18 protein-coding genes are annotated in these 20,270 nt (G+C 70.2%); 10 read left to right on the top strand and 8 right to left on the bottom strand.

The genetic code is table 11. The annotated features are described in order from the left end of the window. Positions 1 to 24: 24 nt before the first annotated feature. Positions 25 to 726 carry a bifunctional 2-polyprenyl-6-hydroxyphenol methylase/3-demethylubiquinol 3-O-methyltransferase UbiG gene (locus tag KUM44_RS19890; protein WP_217209480.1) on the bottom strand — a complete coding sequence of 234 codons (702 nt, stop codon included), beginning with the start codon at positions 724 to 726 and terminating at the stop codon, positions 25 to 27. Positions 727 to 809: 83 nt separating this feature from the next. Then, positions 810 to 1,454, bottom strand: a complete 645-nt coding sequence (locus KUM44_RS19885) for a DUF3043 domain-containing protein (protein WP_217209478.1) — start codon at positions 1,452 to 1,454, stop codon at positions 810 to 812. A gap of 232 nt (positions 1,455 to 1,686) precedes the next feature. Here KUM44_RS19885 and KUM44_RS19880 point away from each other — a divergent pair, with 232 nt between their 5' ends. From KUM44_RS19880 to KUM44_RS19860, 5 genes are all read left to right on the top strand, one after another. Beyond that, complete coding sequence (locus KUM44_RS19880) at positions 1,687 to 2,469, top strand: PspA/IM30 family protein (RefSeq protein WP_254389766.1); 783 nt, start codon at positions 1,687 to 1,689, stop codon at positions 2,467 to 2,469. 41 nt (positions 2,470 to 2,510) lie between these two features. Continuing rightward, positions 2,511 to 2,789: a hypothetical protein gene (locus KUM44_RS19875; protein WP_062719341.1), complete on the top strand. Its 279-nt coding sequence runs from the start codon at positions 2,511 to 2,513 to the stop codon at positions 2,787 to 2,789. A gap of 231 nt (positions 2,790 to 3,020) precedes the next feature. Continuing rightward, entirely contained in the window at positions 3,021 to 4,238 is a 1,218-nt protein-coding gene (locus KUM44_RS19870; RefSeq protein WP_217209475.1) for a sensor histidine kinase, read from the top strand. Between the two features lie 78 nt (positions 4,239 to 4,316). Further along, positions 4,317 to 4,994 carry a response regulator transcription factor gene (locus KUM44_RS19865; protein WP_217209472.1) on the top strand — a complete coding sequence of 226 codons (678 nt, stop codon included), beginning with the start codon at positions 4,317 to 4,319 and terminating at the stop codon, positions 4,992 to 4,994. Positions 4,995 to 5,162: 168 nt separating this feature from the next. Next, entirely contained in the window at positions 5,163 to 8,321 is a 3,159-nt protein-coding gene (locus tag KUM44_RS19860; protein WP_217209471.1) for an efflux RND transporter permease subunit, read from the top strand. A gap of 93 nt (positions 8,322 to 8,414) precedes the next feature. Here the strand turns inward: KUM44_RS19860 and KUM44_RS19855 are convergent, their stop codons facing one another. From KUM44_RS19855 to nadA, 3 genes are all read right to left on the bottom strand, one after another. Beyond that, positions 8,415 to 9,560 carry an RNA polymerase sigma factor gene (locus tag KUM44_RS19855; protein ID WP_217209469.1) on the bottom strand — a complete coding sequence of 382 codons (1,146 nt, stop codon included), beginning with the start codon at positions 9,558 to 9,560 and terminating at the stop codon, positions 8,415 to 8,417. Beyond that, positions 9,560 to 9,973: a YciI family protein gene (locus KUM44_RS19850; protein ID WP_217209467.1), complete on the bottom strand. Its 414-nt coding sequence runs from the start codon at positions 9,971 to 9,973 to the stop codon at positions 9,560 to 9,562. Before KUM44_RS19850 ends, KUM44_RS19855 begins: the two co-directional genes overlap by 1 nt. 196 nt (positions 9,974 to 10,169) lie before the next feature. Beyond that, a complete protein-coding gene (gene nadA, locus KUM44_RS19845) occupies positions 10,170 to 11,354 on the bottom strand; it encodes a quinolinate synthase NadA (RefSeq protein WP_217209465.1) in 1,185 nt (394 codons plus the stop codon). A gap of 329 nt (positions 11,355 to 11,683) precedes the next feature. Between nadA and KUM44_RS19840 the strand changes: the two genes are divergently transcribed. Then, positions 11,684 to 12,040, top strand: a complete 357-nt coding sequence (locus KUM44_RS19840) for an iron-sulfur cluster assembly accessory protein (protein ID WP_030951236.1) — start codon at positions 11,684 to 11,686, stop codon at positions 12,038 to 12,040. Positions 12,041 to 12,129: 89 nt separating this feature from the next. On the opposite strand, the gene KUM44_RS19835 is transcribed toward KUM44_RS19840, so the two are convergent. Both KUM44_RS19835 and KUM44_RS19830 read right to left on the bottom strand, forming a co-directional pair. Then, on the bottom strand, positions 12,130 to 13,959 hold the full coding sequence (locus tag KUM44_RS19835; protein ID WP_217209464.1) for a hypothetical protein: 1,830 nt from the start codon (positions 13,957 to 13,959) through the stop codon (positions 12,130 to 12,132). Positions 13,960 to 14,113: 154 nt separating this feature from the next. Beyond that, entirely contained in the window at positions 14,114 to 14,323 is a 210-nt protein-coding gene (locus KUM44_RS19830) for a hypothetical protein (RefSeq protein ID WP_062718930.1), read from the bottom strand. A 132-nt stretch (positions 14,324 to 14,455) separates the two neighbouring features. Here KUM44_RS19830 and KUM44_RS19825 point away from each other — a divergent pair, with 132 nt between their 5' ends. Further along, positions 14,456 to 15,430: a carbohydrate kinase family protein gene (locus tag KUM44_RS19825; protein WP_217209463.1), complete on the top strand. Its 975-nt coding sequence runs from the start codon at positions 14,456 to 14,458 to the stop codon at positions 15,428 to 15,430. Positions 15,431 to 15,527: 97 nt separating this feature from the next. Here KUM44_RS19825 and KUM44_RS19820 read toward each other — a convergent pair whose 3' ends face one another. Beyond that, positions 15,528 to 16,904, bottom strand: a complete 1,377-nt coding sequence (locus tag KUM44_RS19820) for a cysteine desulfurase/sulfurtransferase TusA family protein (protein WP_217209462.1) — start codon at positions 16,902 to 16,904, stop codon at positions 15,528 to 15,530. 265 nt (positions 16,905 to 17,169) lie between these two features. On the opposite strand from KUM44_RS19820, the gene coxB reads away from it, so the two are divergent. From coxB to KUM44_RS19805, 3 genes are read left to right on the top strand one after another with little or no spacing between them, the layout of a single operon-like run. Continuing rightward, on the top strand, positions 17,170 to 18,135 hold the full coding sequence (gene coxB, locus KUM44_RS19815; RefSeq protein ID WP_217209461.1) for a cytochrome c oxidase subunit II: 966 nt from the start codon (positions 17,170 to 17,172) through the stop codon (positions 18,133 to 18,135). After that, positions 18,132 to 19,868: a cytochrome c oxidase subunit I gene (ctaD, locus tag KUM44_RS19810; RefSeq protein ID WP_217209460.1), complete on the top strand. Its 1,737-nt coding sequence runs from the start codon at positions 18,132 to 18,134 to the stop codon at positions 19,866 to 19,868. Before coxB ends, ctaD begins: the two co-directional genes overlap by 4 nt. Beyond that, the gene (locus tag KUM44_RS19805; protein WP_217209459.1) at positions 19,865 to 20,263 is read left to right on the top strand and encodes a cytochrome c oxidase subunit 4; all 399 of its coding nucleotides are present in this window, start codon (positions 19,865 to 19,867) and stop codon (positions 20,261 to 20,263) included. The genes ctaD and KUM44_RS19805 overlap by 4 nt, the downstream gene beginning before the upstream one ends. The last annotated feature ends 7 nt before the right edge of the window (positions 20,264 to 20,270 follow it).

The raw sequence follows: 20,270 nt of genomic DNA, 5'->3' as shown, positions 1-20,270 counted from the left end.
CGCGTCCTGCTCACCCGAACGGGATCAGCCGCGCACTCCGCACAGATGCAGCAGGGCCGCGACACCGCGATAGGGATCCGTCTTCCCGGCCCGCTCCTCGACCGCCAGCAACGTCTCCACGTCCGCCGGGATCTCCGCCCCGTCGGCCGCCGTATCGGTGAACACCCGCACCCCGTACCAGGCGTGCAGCGGCGCCGCGATCCCCGCGAGCGTCGCCGTCAGATCCGCCAGCCGGTCGGCCCGCGCGTCGAGCCCCAGCCGGTTCCGGTACGCGGTCGTGTCGAAGGCGGCCAGCGCCCCCGCCCAGTCCCCGGACAGCCCGGGCCGCATGGCCGGCGCGTCGCCGTTGCGCACCAGCAGCGACAGCAGCCCGCCCGGGGCGAGCATCCGGGCCAGCCCGGCCAGCAGCGGGTCGGGCTCCTCGATGTACATCAGCACACCGTGGCACAGCACGACGTCGAAGCTGCCCGGCAGAAAGTGGACGCCGGTGTCGCGCCCGTCGCCCTGGACGATGCGCACCCGCTCCCGGATGCCCTCCGGCTCGCCGGCGAGCTCCTCGCGGGCCCGCGCGATCATCTTCGGGTCCTGCTCGACGCCGGTCACCTGATGCCCGGCGCGGGCCAGCCGCAGCGCCTGGGTGCCCTGGCCCATCCCCACGTCGAGCACGCGCAGCCGCTGCCCGACCGGGAACCGTCCGGCTATCTGCTCGTCGAGCTGCCGGCCCACCAGCTCCTGCCGTACGACATCACGCAGCCCGCCCAGTTTGCTGAGCCAGGCGTCGGCCGCACCCCCGGAAAATGCAGTTGTGCTCAGGGCCGCTCTCCGCGCTTGACCTGAGGCTTCGGCAGCCGGAGCCGGCGCATCTGGAGGGAGCGCATCAGCGCGTAGGCGACCGCGCCACGCCGGTTGGTGTCCGGGAAGCGCTCGGCGAGCCGCTTCTTCAGACGGAAGCCGGTGACCACCGAGTCGAGCACGATCAGCACGATCACGACCAGCCACAGCAGCAGCGCGATGTTTTGCAGCGAGGCCACGCGCACCATGCTCAGCACGAGGATGACCACGGCCATCGGGAGGAAGAACTCCGCGACGTTGAAGCGCGAGTCGATGAAGTCACGCGCGAACTTGCGGACCGGACCCTTGTCACGGGCCGGCAGGTACCGCTCGTCGCCCCCGGCCAGCGCCTGGCGCTGCTTCTCCAGCGCGGCCCGGCGCTCGTCGCGCTGCCGCTTGGCGGCCTCCTTGCGCGACGTCGGCGTGTTGGCGACGCTGCGGCGCTGGGTCTGGGCCTCACTGCGCTTGGGCGTGGGGCGGCCCTTGGGGGCCTCGGGGTGGCGGGTCTGAGTGGAGTCGGTCACCGGCGCCTTGTCGGCGTCCTGGGCCTTCTCTTCCTTGGCACGGCTACGGAACACAAAACCCAAGGGTACGGGGTGCCGGCGGTTGGACCCCAGCCCCATGGGGAACGATCCGGCAACACCAGTCGTCCTAGGGGGACAGAGGGGACGTTGCGGACGGTCCGGGAGTCACCTACTCCTTACGCCGGAGCGGGAGCGTCAGCAGTCGTCCTTGGGGATGAGCGCATCAGTCCCCGAACAGTGCGTCAATGGATGCAGGGCCCGTACTGTGGGTTCTGTCGCAGAGCTGGAGCTGGACGTCAGAAGGGGGCGCGCGAAGCCCATGAGCGGTGTCATGAAGCGTATGGGGATGATCTTCCGCGCGAAGGCGAACAAGGCCCTTGACCGGGCCGAGGACCCGCGCGAGACCCTCGATTACTCGTACCAGAAGCAGCTGGAGCTGCTCCAGAAGGTCCGCCGCGGCGTCGCCGACGTGGCCACCTCGCGCAAGCGCCTGGAACTCCAGCTCAACCAACTCCAGCAGCAGTCGTCGAAGCTGGAGGACCAGGGCCGCAAGGCGCTCGCGCTGGGCCGCGAGGACCTGGCCCGCGAGGCGCTGTCGCGCCGCGCCGCCCTCCAGCAGCAGGTGACGGACCTGGAGACACAGCACGCGACCCTCCAGGGCGAGGAGGAGAAGCTCACCCTGGCGGCCCAGCGCCTCCAGGCGAAGGTCGACGCCTTCCGCACCAAGAAGGAGACGATCAAGGCCACGTACACCGCGGCCCAGGCCCAGACCCGTATCGGCGAGGCCTTCTCCGGCATCTCGGAGGAGATGGGCGACGTAGGCCTGGCGATCCAGCGCGCCGAGGACAAGACGGCCCAGCTCCAGGCCCGGGCCGGCGCCATCGACGAACTCCTCGCCTCGGGCGCCCTCGACGACCAGTCCGGCATGCACAAGGACGACATCCAGGCCGAGCTGGACCGGCTCTCCGGTGGTACGGATGTAGAGCTGGAATTGCAGCGCATGAAGGCGGAGCTGGCGGGAGGCTCGTCCTCGCAGCAGGCGATCGAGGGCGGCAACGGCCAGTCGCAGGCCCAGCAGCAGCCGCAGGACACCCCGCGCTTCGACAAGCAGTAGCCGACGGCCGGGGCCCACGCCGAGGAGGCGAGATGGGCGACATGATCGTCCGGATCATGGGTGAGGGGCAGGTGAAGCTGTCCGACAGTCACCTGCCCGAGCTGAACAAGCTCGACGACGAGCTCCTGACGGAAATGGAGAACGGCGACGGCCCCGGCTTCCGCCGCACCCTCACCGCGCTCCTCTCCAAGGTCCGAGAACTGGGTGACCCCCTGCCCGACGACTCCCTGGAACCCTCGGAACTGATCCTGCCGTCGCCGGACGCGACGTTGGAGGAGGTCCGGGAGTTGCTGAGCGACGACGGCCTGATCCCGGGGTGACCTGATCCCGGGGTGACCTGATCCCGGGTTGAGCTGACCCCGGGTTGGGCTGTATCAGCCGGCCCGCATCTTCAGCCCGTCCGGCGTTTGAGGACGAGGCCCGAAGGGCCGACAGCGGCGGTCCCGGGGCACAGCCCCCAGGGACGCGGACCACAACGCCGGTCACAAACACACGGACCTCCACTCAGCCCCCGTTCCAAGCCCCGCAGGGACGCCGTACGGTAATCAACCGTGAGCACCCTCGAGCGCGTCCGCCGCCATCTGAAAGCGCATCCCATGGCGCTGGACGCGGCACTTGCCGCGGCCGTCCTGGCCTGCATGGTCGCCGGCTCCTTCGTGGACCCGCACGGGGAGAACGAGGTCACCTGGGCCCTGCGCACCCCGGACGCGCTCAGCCTGCTCCTCATCGCCCTCGGCGCCGCGGCCCTGGTCTTCCGCCGCCGCGCCCCCATGACGGTCCTCGCCCTCACCGGCACCGCCTCCGTCGTCGAGTCCGTCACCGGCGACCCCCGCGCCCCCGTCGCCATGTCCGCGGTCATCGCCCTCTACACCGTCGCCTCGACCACCGACCGCCCCACCACCTGGCGCGTCGGCCTGCTCACCATGACCGTCCTGACCGGCTCCGCCACGCTCGCCGGCCCCCTGCCCTGGTACGCCCAGGAGAACCTCGCCATCTTCGCCTGGACCGGCATCGGCGCCACCGCGGGCGACGCGGTCCGCAGCCGCCGCGCCTTCGTCGCCGCCATCCGCGAACGCGCCGAACGCGCGGAACGCACCCGCGAGGAGGAGGCCCGCCGCCGTGTCGCCGAGGAGCGGCTGCGGATCGCCCGGGACCTGCACGACGTCGTCGCCCACCACATCGCCCTCGTCAACGTCCAGGCCGGCGTCGCCTCCCATGTCATGGACAAGCGCCCCGACCAGGCCAAGGAGGCCCTGGCCCACGTACGCGAGGCCAGCCGCTCCGCGCTCAACGAACTCCGCGCGACGGTCGGCCTGCTCCGGCAGTCCGGCGACCCCGAGGCCCCCACCGAACCCGCCCCCGGCCTCGACCGCCTCGACGAACTCGCCGGCACCTTCCGCAGCGCCGGCCTCCAGGTGGAGATCGCCCGCGCCGACCAGGGCACCACGCTCCCCGCCGCCGTCGACCTGGCCGCCTACCGGGTCATCCAGGAGGCCCTCACCAATGTGCAGAAGCACGCGGGCCCGGAGGCGAAGGCCGAAGTCAGCGTCGTCCGCGTGGGCCCGGACATCGAGATCACCGTCCTCGACGACGGCGCCGGCGACGACGAGACCGCCGAGGGCGGCGGCCACGGACTGCTCGGCATGCGCGAGCGCGTCACCGCCCTGCGCGGCACCCTCACCACCGGCCCCCGCTACGGAGGCGGCTTCCGCGTCCATGCGATCCTGCCGGTCAAGAGCCGCACCCGGCCCGCGGAAGACGCCGAATGACCACCGCGGCGACCACCGGAACGACCACCGGAACGACCACCGAAGACGCCTACGCCCCATGACAGACGAGGACCCCGCATGACCATCCGCGTCCTGCTCGCCGACGACCAGGCCCTGCTCCGCAGCGCGTTCCGGGTGCTGGTCGACTCCGAGCCCGACATGGAGGTCGTCGCCGAGGCCTGCGACGGCGCGGAGGCGGTGCGGCTGGCCAAGGAGGAGCGGGCGGACGTCGTCCTGATGGACATCCGGATGCCCGGCACCGACGGCCTCGCCGCCACCCGCATGATCAGCGCGGACCCGGCGCTGGCCCATGTCCGCGTCGTCATCCTGACCACCTTCGAGGTCGACGACTACGTCGTGCAGTCGCTGCGCGCCGGCGCCTCCGGCTTTCTCGGCAAGGGGTCCGAACCCGACGAGCTGCTCAGCGCCATCCGCGTCGCGTCCGGCGGCGAGGCCCTGCTCTCCCCGGCCGCCACCAAGGGCCTGATCGCCCGTTTCCTCGCCCAGGGCGCCGACGACGACCACGACCCGGCCCGCGCCGAGCGGCTCGACGCCCTCACCGGCCGGGAGCGCGAGGTTCTCGTCCAGGTCGCCGGCGGGCACTCCAACGACGAGATCGCCGAACGCCTGGAGGTCAGCCCGCTGACCGTGAAGACGCACGTCAACCGGGCCATGTCCAAGCTGGGCGCCCGCGACCGGGCGCAGCTCGTGGTGATCGCGTACGAGTCGGGGCTGGTACGTCCAAGGGCGGAGTGAACTCCATCCCGCATACTGCGCCGGGAGTAGGCGCCGTATAAGGAAATGGACCTGGGGCCTACGAAACCGGGGTCCCCGATGGCTCAGGGTGTAAGGGCGGGCGCTCACTTGTGCGCCGCGGACGCACCTGCCCACTTCTGCCGCTCACAGAAGAGAGACCCTGAACCCATGTCCTGGCTGTCCCGATTCAGCCTTGCCCAACGTGCCCTGATAGGCCTGATGTCGATCATCGCCATCGCCTTCGGTGCGATCGCGATACCTCAGCTCAAGCAGCAGCTGCTGCCGTCCATCGAACTGCCCATGGTGTCCGTGCTCGCGCCGTACCAGGGCGCCGCGCCGGACGTGGTCGAGAAGCAGGTCGTCGAGCCGATCGAGGACAGCCTCGAAGCCGTCGACGGCATCACGGGCGTCACCTCGACTGCGAGCGAGGGCAACGCCGTGATCATGGCGTCCTTCGACTACGGCCCCGACACCCAGCAGTTGGTCGCCGACGTCCAGCAGGCCGTCAACCGTGCCCGGGTGCAGTTGCCGGACGACGTCGACCCGCAGGTCATCGCCGGTTCCACGGACGACATCCCGACCGTCGTCCTCTCCGTCAGCTCCGACAAGGACCAGCAGGCCCTGGCCGACCAGATCGACCGGACGCTGGTGCCGGACCTGAAGGACATCGACGGCGTCGGCCAGGTCACCGTCGACGGCGTACGCGACCTCCAGGTCACCGTGACCCCGAACGACGCCAAGCTGGCCAGGGCCGGCCTGACCTCGGCGGACCTGTCCCAGGCCCTCCAGGCCGGCGGCGCCACCGTCCCGGCCGGCTCCTTCGACGAGGGCGGCGACAACCGCACCGTCCAGGTCGGCGGCGGCTTCACCTCGATCCAGCAGATCGAGGACCTCATGGTCACCGGCCAGGGCGCCTCGGCTTCCGATGCCGAGCAGAAGCCGGTCCGCCTCGGTGACGTCGCCGCCGTCGAGCAGGAGCAGGCCGCGGCCGACTCCATCACGCGCACGAACGGCAAGCCGTCCCTCGCCGTCGCCGTCACCATGGACCGCGACGGCAGCGCGGTCGCCATCTCGGACGCGGTGCAGGACAGGCTTGCGGAGATGCGCGGCGACCTCGGTGCGGGCGCCACGGTCACGGTCGTCAGCGACCAGGGTCCGGCGGTCAAGAAGTCCATCGACGGCCTGACCACGGAAGGCGCCCTCGGCCTGCTCTTCGCGGTCCTCGTCATCCTGGTCTTCCTGGCGTCGATCCGCTCGACGCTGGTGACCGCGGTGTCCATCCCGCTGTCGGTGGTCCTGGCCCTGATCGTGCTGTGGACCAGGGACCTCTCCCTGAACATGCTGACGCTCGGCGCGCTGACCATCGCCATCGGCCGTGTCGTCGACGACTCGATCGTGGTCCTGGAGAACATCAAGCGGCACCTCGGCTACGGCGAGGAGCGCGAGGAGGCCATCCTCAAGGCGGTCCGCGAGGTCGCCGGGGCGGTCACCTCCTCCACCCTCACCACCGTCGCCGTCTTCCTGCCCATCGGCCTGACCGGCGGCATGGTGGGCGAGCTGTTCGGCTCGTTCAGCCTGACGGTGACGGCGGCCCTGCTGGCGTCGCTGCTGGTCTCCCTGACGGTCGTCCCGGTGCTGTCGTACTGGTTCCTGCGCGCCCCGAAGGGCACCCCGGCGGACGCCGACGAGGCGCGCCGCAAGGCGGAGGAGAAGGAGGCGAGGAGCAGGCTCCAGCGCCTCTACGTCCCCGTCCTGCGTTTCGCGACCCGCCGCCGTCTCACCAGCGTGCTGCTCGCGATCGTCGTCCTCTTCGGCACGTTCGGCATGGCGCCGCTGCTGAAGACGAACTTCTTCGACCAGGGCGAGCAGGAAGTCCTCACCGTCAAGCAGGAGTTGAAGCCGGGCACCAGCCTCGCCGCGACCGACGAGCAGGCGACGAAGGTCGAGAAGCTGCTCGCCGGCACCGAGGGCGTGAAGGACCACCAGGTCACGATCGGCTCGTCCGGCTTCATGGCGGCCTTCGGCGGCGGCACCGACACCAACCAGGCGTCGTACCAGGTCATGCTGGAGGACTCGGCGTCGTACGAGGACGTGCAGGACCGTATCGAGGCGGGCCTGAAGAAGCTCGACGGCGCCGGTACGACCACCATCGCGGCCGGTGACGGCTTCGGCGCCCAGGACCTGAGCGTCGTCGTGAAGGCGGCCGACGGGGACGTGCTGCGCAAGGCGGCCGAGCAGGTCCGCGAGGCGGTGGCCGGCCTGGACGACGTCACGGACGTGACCAGCGACCTGGCGCAGAGCGTGCCGCGCATCTCGGTGAAGGCCAACGACAAGGCGGCCGCGGCGGGCTTCAACGACCAGACCCTCGGCATGGCGGTCGCCCAGGCGGTCCGCGGCAACACGGCGGCCCAGGCGACCCTCGACGACACCGAGCGGGACGTCGTCCTCAGGTCGGCCAAGCCTGCTACGACGCTGAAGCAGCTTCAGGAGCTGAGCCTGGGCCCGGTGAGGCTCGGCGACATCGCCGACGTGAAGCTGGTGGACGGGCCGGTCTCGATGACCCGCATCGACGGCCAGCGCGCCGCCACGATCACGGCGAAGCCGACCGGCGACAACACCGGCGCGGTCAGCGCGGACCTACAGTCCAAGATCAACGAGCTGACCCTCCCGGCGGGCGCGACGGCCTCGATCGGCGGTGTCTCCGAGGACCAGGACGAGGCGTTCGCCAACCTGGGCCTGGCGATGCTGGCGGCCATCGCGATCGTGTTCATGCTGCTGGTGGCGACCTTCCGCTCGCTGGTCCAGCCGCTGATCCTGCTCGTGTCGATCCCGTTCGCGGCGACCGGCGCGATCGGCCTCCTGGTGGCGACCGGCACCCCGATGGGCGTCCCCGCGATGATCGGCATGCTGATGCTGATCGGCATCGTGGTGACCAACGCGATCGTGCTGATCGACCTGATCAACCAGTACAGGCGGCAGGGTTACGGCGTCGTGGAGGCGGTGATCGAGGGTGGCCGGCACCGTCTGCGGCCCATCCTGATGACCGCGCTGGCGACGATCTTCGCGCTGCTGCCCATGGCCCTGGGCGTCACCGGCGAGGGCGGTTTCATCGCGCAGCCGCTGGCCGTGGTCGTCATCGGCGGTCTGATCACCTCGACCCTGCTGACCCTGCTCCTCGTCCCGACGCTGTACGCGATGGTGGAGCTCCGCAAGGAGCGGCGCGCGAGGAAGCGGGCGGCGAAGAGGGCGAAGAAGGCGGGCGTCCCGGACGAGCCGACCTCGGGTTCGGGCTCGGCGTCCGACGAGCCGGAACCGGCCGGGGTCTGACGTCCGGTCCGACCGTGCGGACCCTCTGAGTAAGAGGCAGCCCGCCCCAGGAGCAGTCCTGGGGCGGGCTGAGCCGTTCCTGGACCGGGTACGTCAGTGACGGGTACGGGCGTTGAGCCGGGCGGCCTGGCGGGTCAGGTAGTCCCGCTCGGCGAGGTTGGACGCCTTCTCGGCCGCCTCGGCGTACAGCCGCGCCGCCGTAGGCAGGTCGCCGTCGCGTTCGTGGAGGTACGCCGCCACCGCGGTGTGCCGGGGCAGCGAGTCGTCCAGCGCCGCGAGCGCGGCCAGCCCGGCGCGCGGTCCGTCGGCCTCGCCCACGGCCACCGCCCGGTTGAGCCGGACGACCGGGCTGTCGGTGAGGCGCGCGAGCTCGTCGTACCACTCGACGATCTGCACCCAGTCGGTCTCCTCGGCGGTGAGCGCGTCGGCGTGCAGGGCCGCGATGGCGGCCTGGGCCTGGAACTCGCCCAGCCGGTCCCGGGCGAGGGCCGCCTGGAGGATCCGGACTCCCTCGGCGATCGACGCGGTGTCCCACCGGCCGCGGTCCTGCTCGGCGAGCGGCACCAGACTGCCGTCGGGCGCGGTCCGGGAGGCGCGCCGGGCGTGGTGCAGCAGCATCAGCGCGAGCAGCCCCGCCACCTCGGGATGGTCGATCGCGGCCGCGAGCTGCCGGGTGAGCCGGATGGCCTCGGCGGCGAGGTCGACGTCACCGGAGTAACCCTCGTTGAAGACCAGGTAGAGCACGCGCAGCACGGTGGCGACATCGCCGGGCTGGTCGAACCGCACACCGGAGACGGTGCGCTTGGCCCGGCTGATGCGCTGCGCCATGGTCGCCTCGGGGACCAGACAGGCCTGGGCGATCTGCCGGGTGGTGAGCCCGCCGACGGCACGCAGCGTGAGCGCGACCGCGGACGACGGGGTCAGCGACGGGTGGGCGCACAGGAAGTAGAGCTGGAGCGTGTCGTCCACGTCGGGCGTGGGCCCGGGCGCCGGTTCCTCGTCGACGCGGTCCTCGCGCCGGCGGCGGGCGCTGTCCGCCCGGGCCTGGTCGAGGAACTTCCGCCAGGCCACGGTGACCAGCCAGCCCTTGGGATCCCGCGGAGGGTCGGCCGGCCAGACGCGGAGCGCCTCGACGAGCGCGTCCTGCACGGCGTCCTCGGCCGCCGCGAAGTCGGCTCCGCGGCGGACGAGGATCGTGAGCACGCTCGGCGTGAGGCTCCTCAGCAGGGCCTCGTTCATCAATGGCACTCGTCGACGCTGGGGTTCGCGGCCAGGAACGGACGCACCTCCAGCCACTCGTGGATCGGCTTGCCACCCGCGCCCGGGGCGGCCGACAGCTCCCCGGCCAGCTCGACGGCCCGCTCGTAGGTGTCGACGTCGATCACCATCCAGCCGGCGATGAGGTCCTTGGTCTCGGCGAACGGCCCGTCGGTGACCGGCGGCCGCCCCTCACCGTCGTACCGGACCCACGACCCCTCCGGCGCGAGCGCCTGCCCGTCGACGAACTCACCGGTCTTCTCGAGCCGGTCCGCGAAGTCGCGCATGTACTGCACATGCGCCGAGATCTCCTCCGGCGTCCACTGGTCCATCGGCACGTCGTTCACGGCGGCCGGGGCACCACGGTAGTGCTTGAGCAGCAGGTACTTCGCCATGATGGTCTCTCCTCGATGCTGTGCGACCCATTCTGGTCGCGTTCACCTCGGGGACGGAGCCGATCACGGGTTCTCGACATCGCCGTCAGATTTTTTTGAGTCACTGTGCCGGGCCGGGCGAACAGCGAACGAGGGCGGGCCCGACCGGATGGCCGGGCCCGCCCTCATGCACACGGCAATCGGTGTTCGCTCCCGGCTACGGCAGCGCCAGCATCCGCTCCAGCGCCAGCTTCGCGAACGCCTCCGTCTCCTTGTCGACCTCGATCCGGTTGACCAGGTTGCCCTCGGCCAGCGACTCCAGCGTCCAGACCAGGTGGGGGAGGTCGATGCGGTTCATGGTCGAGCAGAAGCAGACCGTCTTGTCGAGGAAGACGATCTCCTTGCCCTCCGGCGCGAAACGGTTCGCCAGACGCCGGACGAGGTTCAGCTCGGTCCCGATGGCCCACTTGGAGCCGGCCGGCGCGGCCTCCAGGGCCTTGATGATGTACTCCGTCGAACCGACGTAGTCCGCCGCCGCCACGACCTCGTGCTTGCACTCGGGGTGGACCAGGACGTTCACGCCCGGGATCCGCTCGCGGACGTCGTTCACCGAGTCCAGGCTGAAGCGGCCGTGCACCGAGCAGTGCCCGCGCCACAGGATCATCTTCGCGGCGCGCAGCTCGTCCGCCGTCAGACCGCCGTTCGGCTTGTGCGGGTTGTAGACGACGCAGTCCTCCAGCGACATGCCCATGTCCCGGACGGCGGTGTTGCGGCCGAGGTGCTGGTCGGGCAGGAAGAGGACCTTCTCGCCCTGCTCGAAGGCCCAGTCCAGGGCCCGCTTCGCATTGGAGGAGGTGCAGATCGTGCCGCCGTGCTTGCCCGTGAACGCCTTGATGTCGGCGGACGAGTTCATGTACGAGACGGGGACGACCTGCTCGGCTATGCCGGCCTCGGTCAGCACGTCCCAGCACTCGGCGACCTGCTCGGCCGTCGCCATGTCGGCCATCGAGCAGCCGGCGGCCAGGTCGGGCAGGACGACCTTCTGGTCGTCGGACGTCAGGATGTCCGCCGACTCGGCCATGAAGTGCACGCCGCAGAACACGATGTACTCGGCCTCCGGGCGGGCGGCCGCGTCCCGGGCCAGCTTGAACGAGTCACCGGTCACATCCGCGAACTGGATGACCTCGTCGCGCTGGTAGTGGTGGCCGAGCACGAAGACCTTGTTCCCGAGCTTCTCCTTGGCCGCGCGGGCGCGCTCGACCAGGTCCGGGTCGGACGGCGAGGGAAGGTCGCCGGGACACTCGACGCCGCGCTCGCTCCTCGGGTCGGCCTCACGGCCGAGGAGAAGCAGGGCGAGGGGCGTCGGCTGTACGTCGAGCTCCTGGGTCTGGGCGGTGGTCACGGCACGCACCCTTTCTGTTCTGCGGCTCGCCGGGACCGGAGAATCCGGACCCGGCGGGTCATGCGGGACACCTTCATCGACCTTCTCGTCGATTTGACGCTATCTATCATAACCGGTTCACGTCAGTTTGACGATGGCCATCATGTCGATGTGACGTGAATCCCGGTGAGGGGTCGGCGTATTCCCGAACGAGGCGTTTTCCGCTTCGCACGCCGTGTGCGAGCATGAAGAAGGACCGAAAGACAAGCGCCCGGCCCTGGAATGAATCCGCGGCACCGCCGGTTGCACTCGTCGGCAAGCAGTCTCCGTACAACCCGGGAGAGATGTAGATGTCCGTATCGGACGAGACCAGCACCGCCACCGACGGCATCATCCTGAGTGACGCCGCCGCGGCCAAGGTCAAGGCCCTGCTCGACCAGGAAGGCCGCGACGACCTCGCGCTGCGTGTCGCCGTTCAGCCCGGTGGCTGCTCCGGCCTGCGCTACCAGCTCTTCTTCGACGAGCGCTCGCTCGACGGCGACGTCGTCAAGGACTTCGGCGGGGTCAAGGTCGTCACCGACCGCATGAGCGCCCCCTACCTGGGCGGCGCGTCCATCGACTTCGTGGACACGATCGAGAAGCAGGGCTTCACGATCGACAACCCGAACGCGACGGGCTCCTGCGCCTGCGGCGACTCCTTCAGCTGAGGCAGTCCCCGGCTGAGTCCGGCCGCTGACACGCGGAAAGGCGGCGACCCCCTCCGACGGGGCCGCCGCCTTCCCGTGTCCGCGGACCCTTACCGGGCCCCGGACGTCTGCGGTGTCGCCGGGAGCCGCGCCCCGGGCTTCTCCAGCGGGACCGCCTGGCCGTCCGTGCCCACGACCTTCCGGTCCCCGAGCGGCTCGTCCAGCTGCACGGTCCTGTGGAACACCTTGGCGATCTGGATGCACACCTGGTCCGACTGCGACGTCTCGGTCACCCGCACCGTCACCTCGTCAGCGCCCTCGCTCGCCGTCACCTTGTAGTCGGCGCACACCCCGCCCGTGAAGGCCACGGTGAGCTCCTTGCCGTCGGCCGTGTAGCCGTCCGCCGCCACGTTCCGGATGACCGGCGACGAACTCGGCTCGTCCTTCGGCTTGCTCGGCCGCGGGGAAGGCTGCCCGGACGGCTCCTCGGACGGCGTGGACGAGGCCAGGTACTTCGGGTCGATCGCCGGATACGTCACCGTGAAACCGTCCTGCGCACCCGGCGACCGCACCTCGAACAGCCAGGACGGCACCAGCGCCTGCCGCGCCTCCACCTGGTGCGCGGCCAGCCCGAACACCGCCTTCTCGACCGTCAGGGTGTCCTTCGCCGGCGCCCCCGTCGACGGCTCCGCCTCACAGGGCGCCTCAAGCCGGTCCTTCAGCGGTACGGGGCTGGCGCAGCCACCGATGCCCATGCGGTGGTCGGCCCCCGGCGCCGCGTTCATCAGCCCGAGCGTCTTCTCGGCGTCCAGCACGGGGTACGTGTCCCCCTTCACCGGCGCCTTCAACTGACCGCTGCCGCCGACCACTTCGCCCTGGGCGCTCACGGTCACCCCGGTCGTCCAGCCGTACGTCGGCAGACCGCCCACCACCGGATTCGCGTTCACCACCCGCTGGGCGCCCATGAGCTGGCCGGCGTCGAGCTTCGCGTCGCCCTGGCCCACCGCCTTGAGCACCGGCGCGGCGGCCTTCTTCGCGGCGGCCTCACTCACCGGGGCGTCGGTCTGCCCGGTGGGATCCTGCCGGCAGACGGTGGTGCTCTCACAGTTGTCGGTGCCGGGGGAGTACCGGGAGAACGTCCAGGTCCCCGGCGCCCGCTTGTTCACCTGGAGGCTGGGCCCCGCCCCGTCCGTGGCCCCGACCCGCCAGGTCTCCCCCTGCGCGACCGGCTTCCCGTCCACCCCGAGCGCCTCCGCCAGCCGAGCCACCTCGCCCGCGCCGACCTCGCCGCCCGCCCGGTACACGGGCGCCGACCCGGGCCCGTCCGACAGCTCCCCGTCGACCTTGTAGGTGACGCCGTACGGGTTGGGCTCCCCGGGCGCGATGCCACCCGTACCGCCCGTACCGCGCTCGCCGTAGCCGTCGAGACGCAGCGGCGGCGGAGAGCCACCGTCGGCCGCCCCGGACGCCGTACCACCGTCCGACCCACCGGACGTGCTCGCGGCGAGATAGGCCCCGCCGCCCCCGACGAGCAGTACGGCGGCGGCGACGGAGGCGATGATCGCGGGGGAGCGGCGCCGGGGCGCATCGGAGACATCGGCGCCCTCGGCGGCGGCGACATCAGGAACGCCTGCGGGATCCGGCCCTGCGGCACCACCGGCCTCGGCGGCATGCTTGTCCCCGGTCCGGTCCTCGGTCCCGTCCCCGGTCCGGTCCTCGGTCCCGGCCTCGGCGTGGTCCTCGGTCCCGGCCTCAGCGCCGTCCCCGGCGTCGTCCCTTGCGTCGTCCTCGGCGTCGGCAACGGAGGACGCACCGTCCTCCGCGCCGCCGCCCGAAACCTCGGCCCCAGCGGCGTCCGCGCCCTTCTCCTGCCCGGCCACCTGCTCCTCGGCGGAGCCGTCGGCGCCCGTGTCGTCGTTCTCGGGTCGCTCGGTGTTCACCGCATCGCTCCTTCGGCTGCGCACATGTCCCATGACCCTGACCCGACCCTGTCAAAAGAGTCGGTCCGTCGGGTCGTATCCCGCATCCCCTTTACGGGGGACGCCGATGGGACGCAGCGGGGGAGCGCGCGGTTCCCCGAACGGCGCAGTCGGCTCAGTCGCCGTAGTCCGACATCGCGTCCAGCAGCCGTGCGGACCTCGGCGGCACGGTCACCCCGTGGATGCGTGAGGGGGAGACGGGACGGGAAAGGACACGATCGGGAGCGGCCCAGTGAGGAGCCATCCGCGCGCAGTCGCCCAGCAGTGACGCCAGGTCGACCTCCGGGTCGGCCGGAGCGGGGGCGCGGACCTCGAATTTCGTCATAGCGGCACCGTAGACACGCCGGACCTCGCGAAGAAAGATCTACTATCGGGTAGTTTTGGCCGCTTCAGAGTGCCGGTCACGAACGGTAGCGTGGACTGTCAATTCCGCCTCCCCCGCAGGAGACTCCTCGCCGTGCGCATCGCAGTCACCGGCTCCATCGCCACCGACCACCTCATGACCTTCCCCGGCCGCTTCGCCGACCAGCTCGTCGCGGACCAGCTGCACACGGTCTCGCTCTCCTTCCTGGTCGACAACCTGGACGTACGCCGGGGCGGCGTAGGCGCGAACATCGCCTTCGGTATGGGCCAGCTGGGCACGCAGCCGATCCTGGTCGGCGCCGCGGGCTCCGACTTCGACGAGTACCGGGCCTGGCTGGACCGGCACGGCGTCGACACCGGCTCGGTCCGTATCTCCGAGACCCTGCACACCGCCCGTTTCGTCTGCACCACCGACGCCGACCACAACCAGATCGGCTCCTTCTACACCGGTGCGATGAGCGAGGCCCGCCTGATCGAGCTGAAGACCGTCGCGGACCGCGTCGGCGGTCTCGACCTGGTCCTCATCGGCGCCGACGACCCCGAGGGCATGCTCCGCCACACCGAGGAGTGCCGCGCCCGCCAGATCCCCTTCGCCGCCGACTTCTCCCAGCAGATCGCCCGGATGGACGGCGACGAGATCCGGATACTGCTGGACGGCGCGACGTACCTCTTCTCCAACGAGTACGAGAAGGGCCTCATCGAGTCCAAGACCGGCTGGACGGACGAGGAGATCCTCTCCAAGGTCGGCCACCGCGTCACGACCCTCGGCTCGCGCGGCGTCCGTATCGAGCGGGCCGGCCACGACCCGATCGAGGTCGGCTGCCCCGAGGAGGAGCGCAAGGCCGACCCCACGGGTGTCGGCGACGCCTTCCGCGCGGGTTTCCTCTCGGGGCTGGCGTGGGGTGTCTCGCTGGGGCGGGCCGCGCAGGTGGGCTGCATGCTGGCGACACTCGTGATCGAGACGGTGGGTACGCAGGAGTACCAGCTGCGGCGGGCGCACTTCATGGAGCGGTTCGCCAAGGCGTACGGGGACGCTGCCGCTGAGGAAGTACAGGCTCACCTGGGCTGATCTCGCGACCGTTCGCCTGCCTCAGCGGGTTCGTTGTCGACTGCGGGCGTGTGGGGGCTGCTCGCGCAGTTCCCCGCGCCCCTGAAAGACGGGACGTTCAGGCCAACCGGCGGACCACGTACGCCGTCCCCTCCTCAGCCGGCTCCTCGCCCACGTACTCCTGACCCCGCATCTCGCACCACGCCGGGATGTCCAGGCGGGCCGCCTCGTCGTCGGCCAGTACCCGCACCAATCCGCCCACCGGCACCTCGCCGATGACCTTCGCCAGCTCGATGACCGGGACCGGGCACAGCTTGCCCAGGGAGTCCACGACCAGGACGTCGTCCCGTACGACCGTCTCGGCGACCGGCGCGCCCAGCTTCTCCCGCACCCCGGCCACCGTCCCCGGCAGCACCTCCAGGAACCGCTCCACGTCCTCCGCCGCCGTTCCGAACGGCAACGACACCCGCACATTCCCCTCACTCAGCACCCCCATCGCCCTCAGCACATGGCTGGGCGTCAGCGTGCTGCTCGTGCAGGACGAACCGGAGGACACCGAGAACCCGGCACGGTCCAGCTCGTGCAGCAATGTCTCCCCGTCGACATAGAGACAGGAGAAGGTGACGATGCCGGGGAGCCGGCGCACCGGATCGCCGACCACCTCCACGTCCGGCACCAACCCCGGCACCTGAGCCCGGATCCGCTCCGTCAGCTCCCGCAGCCGTACCGCCTCTTGGGCCGCCTCGGCCCGCACGGCCCGCAGCGAGGCCGCCGCGGCGACGATCGCCGGGATGTTCTCGAACCCGGGCGCCCGCCCCGACTCCCGCTCGTCCACGGGCCCTTGCGCGGCGAACCGCACGCCCTTCCGTACGACGAGCAGCCCGACCCCCGACGGCCCGCCCCACTTGTGCGCGCTCCCGGTCAGCACCGACCAGTCGCCCTCGACCGGCCCCCACCCCAGCGACTGCGCCGCGTCCACCAGCAACGGCACCCCGGCCTCCCGGCACACCCCGGCCACCTCGGCCACCGGCTGCTCGGTCCCCACCTCGTGGTTGGCCGACTGGAGACAGGCGAGCGCGGTGTCCGGACGCAGGGCCTCCGCGTACCCCCGCACGCTCACGGCCCCCGCACGGTCCACCGCGACCTGGGTGACCGACCCGCCGCCGGCCTCGTGCGCGTCAGCCGCGTGGAGCACAGAGGAGTGTTCGACCGCAGACACGATCAGGTGGCGTCCAACGCGCCGCCGCCCCGCCAGCACTCCGGAGACACCCGAGTGGACGGCTCTCGTCCCCGATGAGGTGAACGCCAGCTCATCGGCACGGCATCCCACAGCCTCGGCAGCGGCCTCCCGGGCCGCGTCCAGCAGCATCCGGGCCCTACGGCCTTCCCGGTACAGACGTGCGGGATCAGCCCACCCTTCATCGAGCGAGGCCTGTAGCGCCTGCCGGGCAACAGGATGAAGAGGAGCACTGGAAGCAGCGTCGAAGTAAGCCACACAGCAACGCTAAACGCCCGGTCCCTGCAACGTCCTTTCAGGGGCGCGGGGAACTGCGCGACAAGCCACAACGAGCCCGCAGCCGCCAATCAAGCGAACCCCCCACCCCACTAGGCCCCCCTCCCCGCGAACCCCCGGAGGGCGTCGGCTAGGGTTTGGTCCGCATAAACATCCAAACCCCTGCCCGTCGCAGGGCGGCGACCGACCAGCGAGAAGGCCAGGCCGCAGCCGATCCGCGCGGGCGAGACTCTCGGGAAGGCGCTACGTGAGTCCCAACGGCTCCGACCGCTCGCCGCGGCGCCCGATGCGGCGGAAGCTGCTGCAGGCAATGACCGCGGGCCTGGTCCTGGCGACAGCCACCGGTTGCTCGTACAACTGGGAAGACTTCCCCCGCCTTGGTATGCCCACCCCGACCACGGAAGAGGCTCCGCGGATCCTCTCCCTGTGGCAGGGTTCCTGGGCGGCTGCGCTCGCCGTCGGCGTGCTGGTGTGGGGTCTGATCCTGTGGAGCGCCATGTTCCACCGGCGCAGCCGCACCAAGGTCGAGGTTCCCCCGCAGACCCGGTACAACATGCCGATCGAGGCGCTGTACACGGTGGTCCCGCTCATCATCGTCTCGGTCCTCTTCTACTTCACGGCCCGCGACGAGTCGAAGCTCCTCCAGCTCAAGGACAAGCCCGACGTCACCATCAACGTCGTCGGCTACCAGTGGAGCTGGGCCTTCAACTACGTCGAGCCCGTCGACGGTTCCAGCGGCGACGCGAAGACGGCCAAGGAACTGGCCGCGATCCCGGACCGCTTCAAGGAGGACTTCCCGGCGAACGCCGGCGGTGTCTACGACGCCGGCACCCCCGGCACCCGGAACCCGCAGACGGGCAACCCGGGCCCCACCCTGTGGCTGCCCAAGGGCAAGACGGTCCGCTTCGTCCTCACCTCGCGTGACGTCATCCACTCCTTCTGGGTGGTGCCGTTCCTGATGAAGCAGGACGTCATCCCGGGCCACACCAACGCCTTCGAGGTGACCCCCAACAAGGAGGGCACCTTCCTGGGCAAGTGCGCCGAGCTGTGCGGCGTCGACCACTCCCGGATGCTGTTCAACGTGAAGGTCGTCTCCCCCGAGCGCTACGAGCAGCACCTCAAGGACCTCGCCAAGAAGGGGCAGACCGGTTACGTTCCCGCCGGCATCGCGCAGACGAGCCACGAGAAGAACCGGGAGACGACAAACCTGTGAGCATCCTCAACGAACCCCAGGGTGCCGCGGCAGCTGAGGACTCGTACGAGAACGAGCTGCCGGTCCGGCGCCGGCAACCCGGCAACGTCGTGGTCAAGTGGCTCACCACCACCGACCACAAGACGATCGGAACGCTGTACCTCGTCACGTCGTTCGCGTTCTTCGTGATCGGTGGCGTGATGGCGCTGCTCATGCGCGCCGAGCTCGCCCGGCCCGGTCTGCAGATCATGTCGAACGAGCAGTTCAACCAGGCGTTCACGATGCACGGCACGATCATGCTGCTGATGTTCGCGACGCCGCTGTTCGCCGGCTTCGCGAACTGGATCATGCCGCTCCAGATCGGCGCCCCCGACGTCGCCTTCCCGCGGCTGAACATGTTCGCCTACTGGCTCTACCTGTTCGGCTCGCTCATCGCGGTCGGCGGATTCCTCACCCCGCAGGGTGCGGCCGACTTCGGCTGGTTCGCCTACAGCCCGCTGTCGGACGCGGTCCGCAGCCCGGGCATCGGCGCCGACATGTGGATCATGGGTCTGGCCTTCTCCGGCTTCGGCACCATCCTCGGCTCGGTCAACTTCATCACCACGATCATCTGCATGCGCGCGCCGGGCATGACCATGTTCCGCATGCCGATCTTCGTGTGGAACGTGCTGCTGACCGCGGTCCTGGTCCTGCTCGCCTTCCCGGTCCTCGCGGCCGCGCTGTTCGCCCTGGAGGCGGACCGCAAGTTCGGCTCCCACATCTTCGACTCCGCCAACGGCGGAGCGTTGCTCTGGCAACACCTCTTCTGGTTCTTCGGCCATCCAGAGGTGTACATCATCGCGCTGCCGTTCTTCGGCATCATTTCCGAAGTCATCCCGGTCTTCTCCCGCAAGCCGATGTTCGGCTACATGGGTCTGATCGCGGCGACCATCGCGATCGCGGGTCTGTCGGTGACGGTGTGGGCGCACCACATGTACGTCACCGGAGGCGTCCTCCTGCCGTTCTTCTCCTTCATGACGTTCCTCATCGCCGTACCGACAGGCGTGAAGTTCTTCAACTGGATCGGAACGATGTGGAAGGGCTCGTTGTCCTTCGAGACACCGATGCTCTGGGCGACCGGCTTCCTGATCACCTTCACCTTCGGTGGTCTGACCGGTGTCATCCTCGCCTCGCCGCCGATGGACTTCCACGTCTCCGACTCGTACTTCGTGGTGGCGCACTTCCACTACGTCGTCTTCGGCACCGTCGTCTTCGCGATGTTCTCCGGCTTCCACTTCTGGTGGCCGAAGATGACCGGCAAGATGCTCGACGAGCGCCTCGGCAAGATCACGTTCTGGACGCTGTTCATCGGCTTCCACGGCACCTTCCTGGTCCAGCACTGGCTGGGCGCCGAGGGCATGCCGCGTCGTTACGCCGACTACCTCGCGGCCGACGGCTTCACCGCCCTGAACACGATCTCGACGATCAGCTCGTTCGTACTCGGCGCCTCGATCCTGCCGTTCTTCTACAACGTCTGGAAGACCGCCAAGTACGGCAAGAAGGTCGAGGTCGACGACCCGTGGGGCTACGGCCGCTCGCTGGAGTGGGCCACGTCCTGCCCGCCGCCGCGGCACAACTTCCTCACCCTGCCGCGGATCCGTTCCGAATCCCCGGCGTTCGACCTGCACCACCCTGAGATCGCCGCCCTCGACCAGCTCGAGAACGCCCCTCACGGTGAGAAGGCCCTCGCTGGTGGCAAGGAGGCCGGCAAGTGAAGATCCAGGGCAAGATGTTCATCTGGCTGAGCGTCTTCATCCTCGCCATGGCGGTCGTCTATGGCGTGTGGTCGAAGGAGCCGGCCGGCACGACGGCCCTCTTCCTGGCCTTCGGTCTGTCCATCATGATCGGCTTCTACCTGGGCTTCACGGCCCGGCGGGTCGACACGGGCGCCCAGGACAACAAGGAAGCGGACGTCGCGGACGACGCCGGCGAGGTCGGGTTCTTCAGCCCGCACAGCTGGCAGCCGCTCTCCCTCGCGATCGGAGGCGCCCTCGCCTTCCTGTCGATCGCGATCGGCTGGTGGCTGATGTACTTCTCGGCGCCGCTGATCCTCGTCGGCATCTGGGGCTGGGTCTTCGAGTACTACCGCGGTGAGAACCGCACCCAGTAACACGAGC

This window comes from Streptomyces sp. AC550_RSS872 (assembly GCF_019049285.1).
In the GTDB taxonomy this organism is placed as follows: Bacteria; Actinomycetota; Actinomycetes; order Streptomycetales; family Streptomycetaceae; genus Streptomyces.
This window is presented reverse-complemented; position numbering and strand designations above follow the sequence as displayed.

Excerpts from the sequence above, each read along its gene's own strand:
- KUM44_RS19875 (WP_062719341.1), top strand. The coding sequence starts at position 2,511 with ATGATCGTCCGGATCATGGGTGAGGGGCAGGTGAAGCTGTCCGACAGT.
- KUM44_RS19865 (WP_217209472.1), top strand. The coding sequence starts at position 4,317 with ATGACCATCCGCGTCCTGCTCGCCGACGACCAGGCCCTGCTCCGCAGC.
- KUM44_RS19840 (WP_030951236.1), top strand. The coding sequence starts at position 11,684 with ATGTCCGTATCGGACGAGACCAGCACCGCCACCGACGGCATCATCCTG.
- KUM44_RS19855 (WP_217209469.1), bottom strand. The coding sequence starts at position 9,560 with ATGAACGAGGCCCTGCTGAGGAGCCTCACGCCGAGCGTGCTCACGATC.
- KUM44_RS19830 (WP_062718930.1), bottom strand. The coding sequence starts at position 14,323 with ATGACGAAATTCGAGGTCCGCGCCCCCGCTCCGGCCGACCCGGAGGTC.
- KUM44_RS19885 (WP_217209478.1), bottom strand. The coding sequence starts at position 1,454 with ATGGGGCTGGGGTCCAACCGCCGGCACCCCGTACCCTTGGGTTTTGTG.
- KUM44_RS19850 (WP_217209467.1), bottom strand. The coding sequence starts at position 9,973 with ATGGCGAAGTACCTGCTGCTCAAGCACTACCGTGGTGCCCCGGCCGCC.
- KUM44_RS19880 (WP_254389766.1), top strand. The coding sequence starts at position 1,687 with ATGAAGCGTATGGGGATGATCTTCCGCGCGAAGGCGAACAAGGCCCTT.
- KUM44_RS19860 (WP_217209471.1), top strand. The coding sequence starts at position 5,163 with ATGTCCTGGCTGTCCCGATTCAGCCTTGCCCAACGTGCCCTGATAGGC.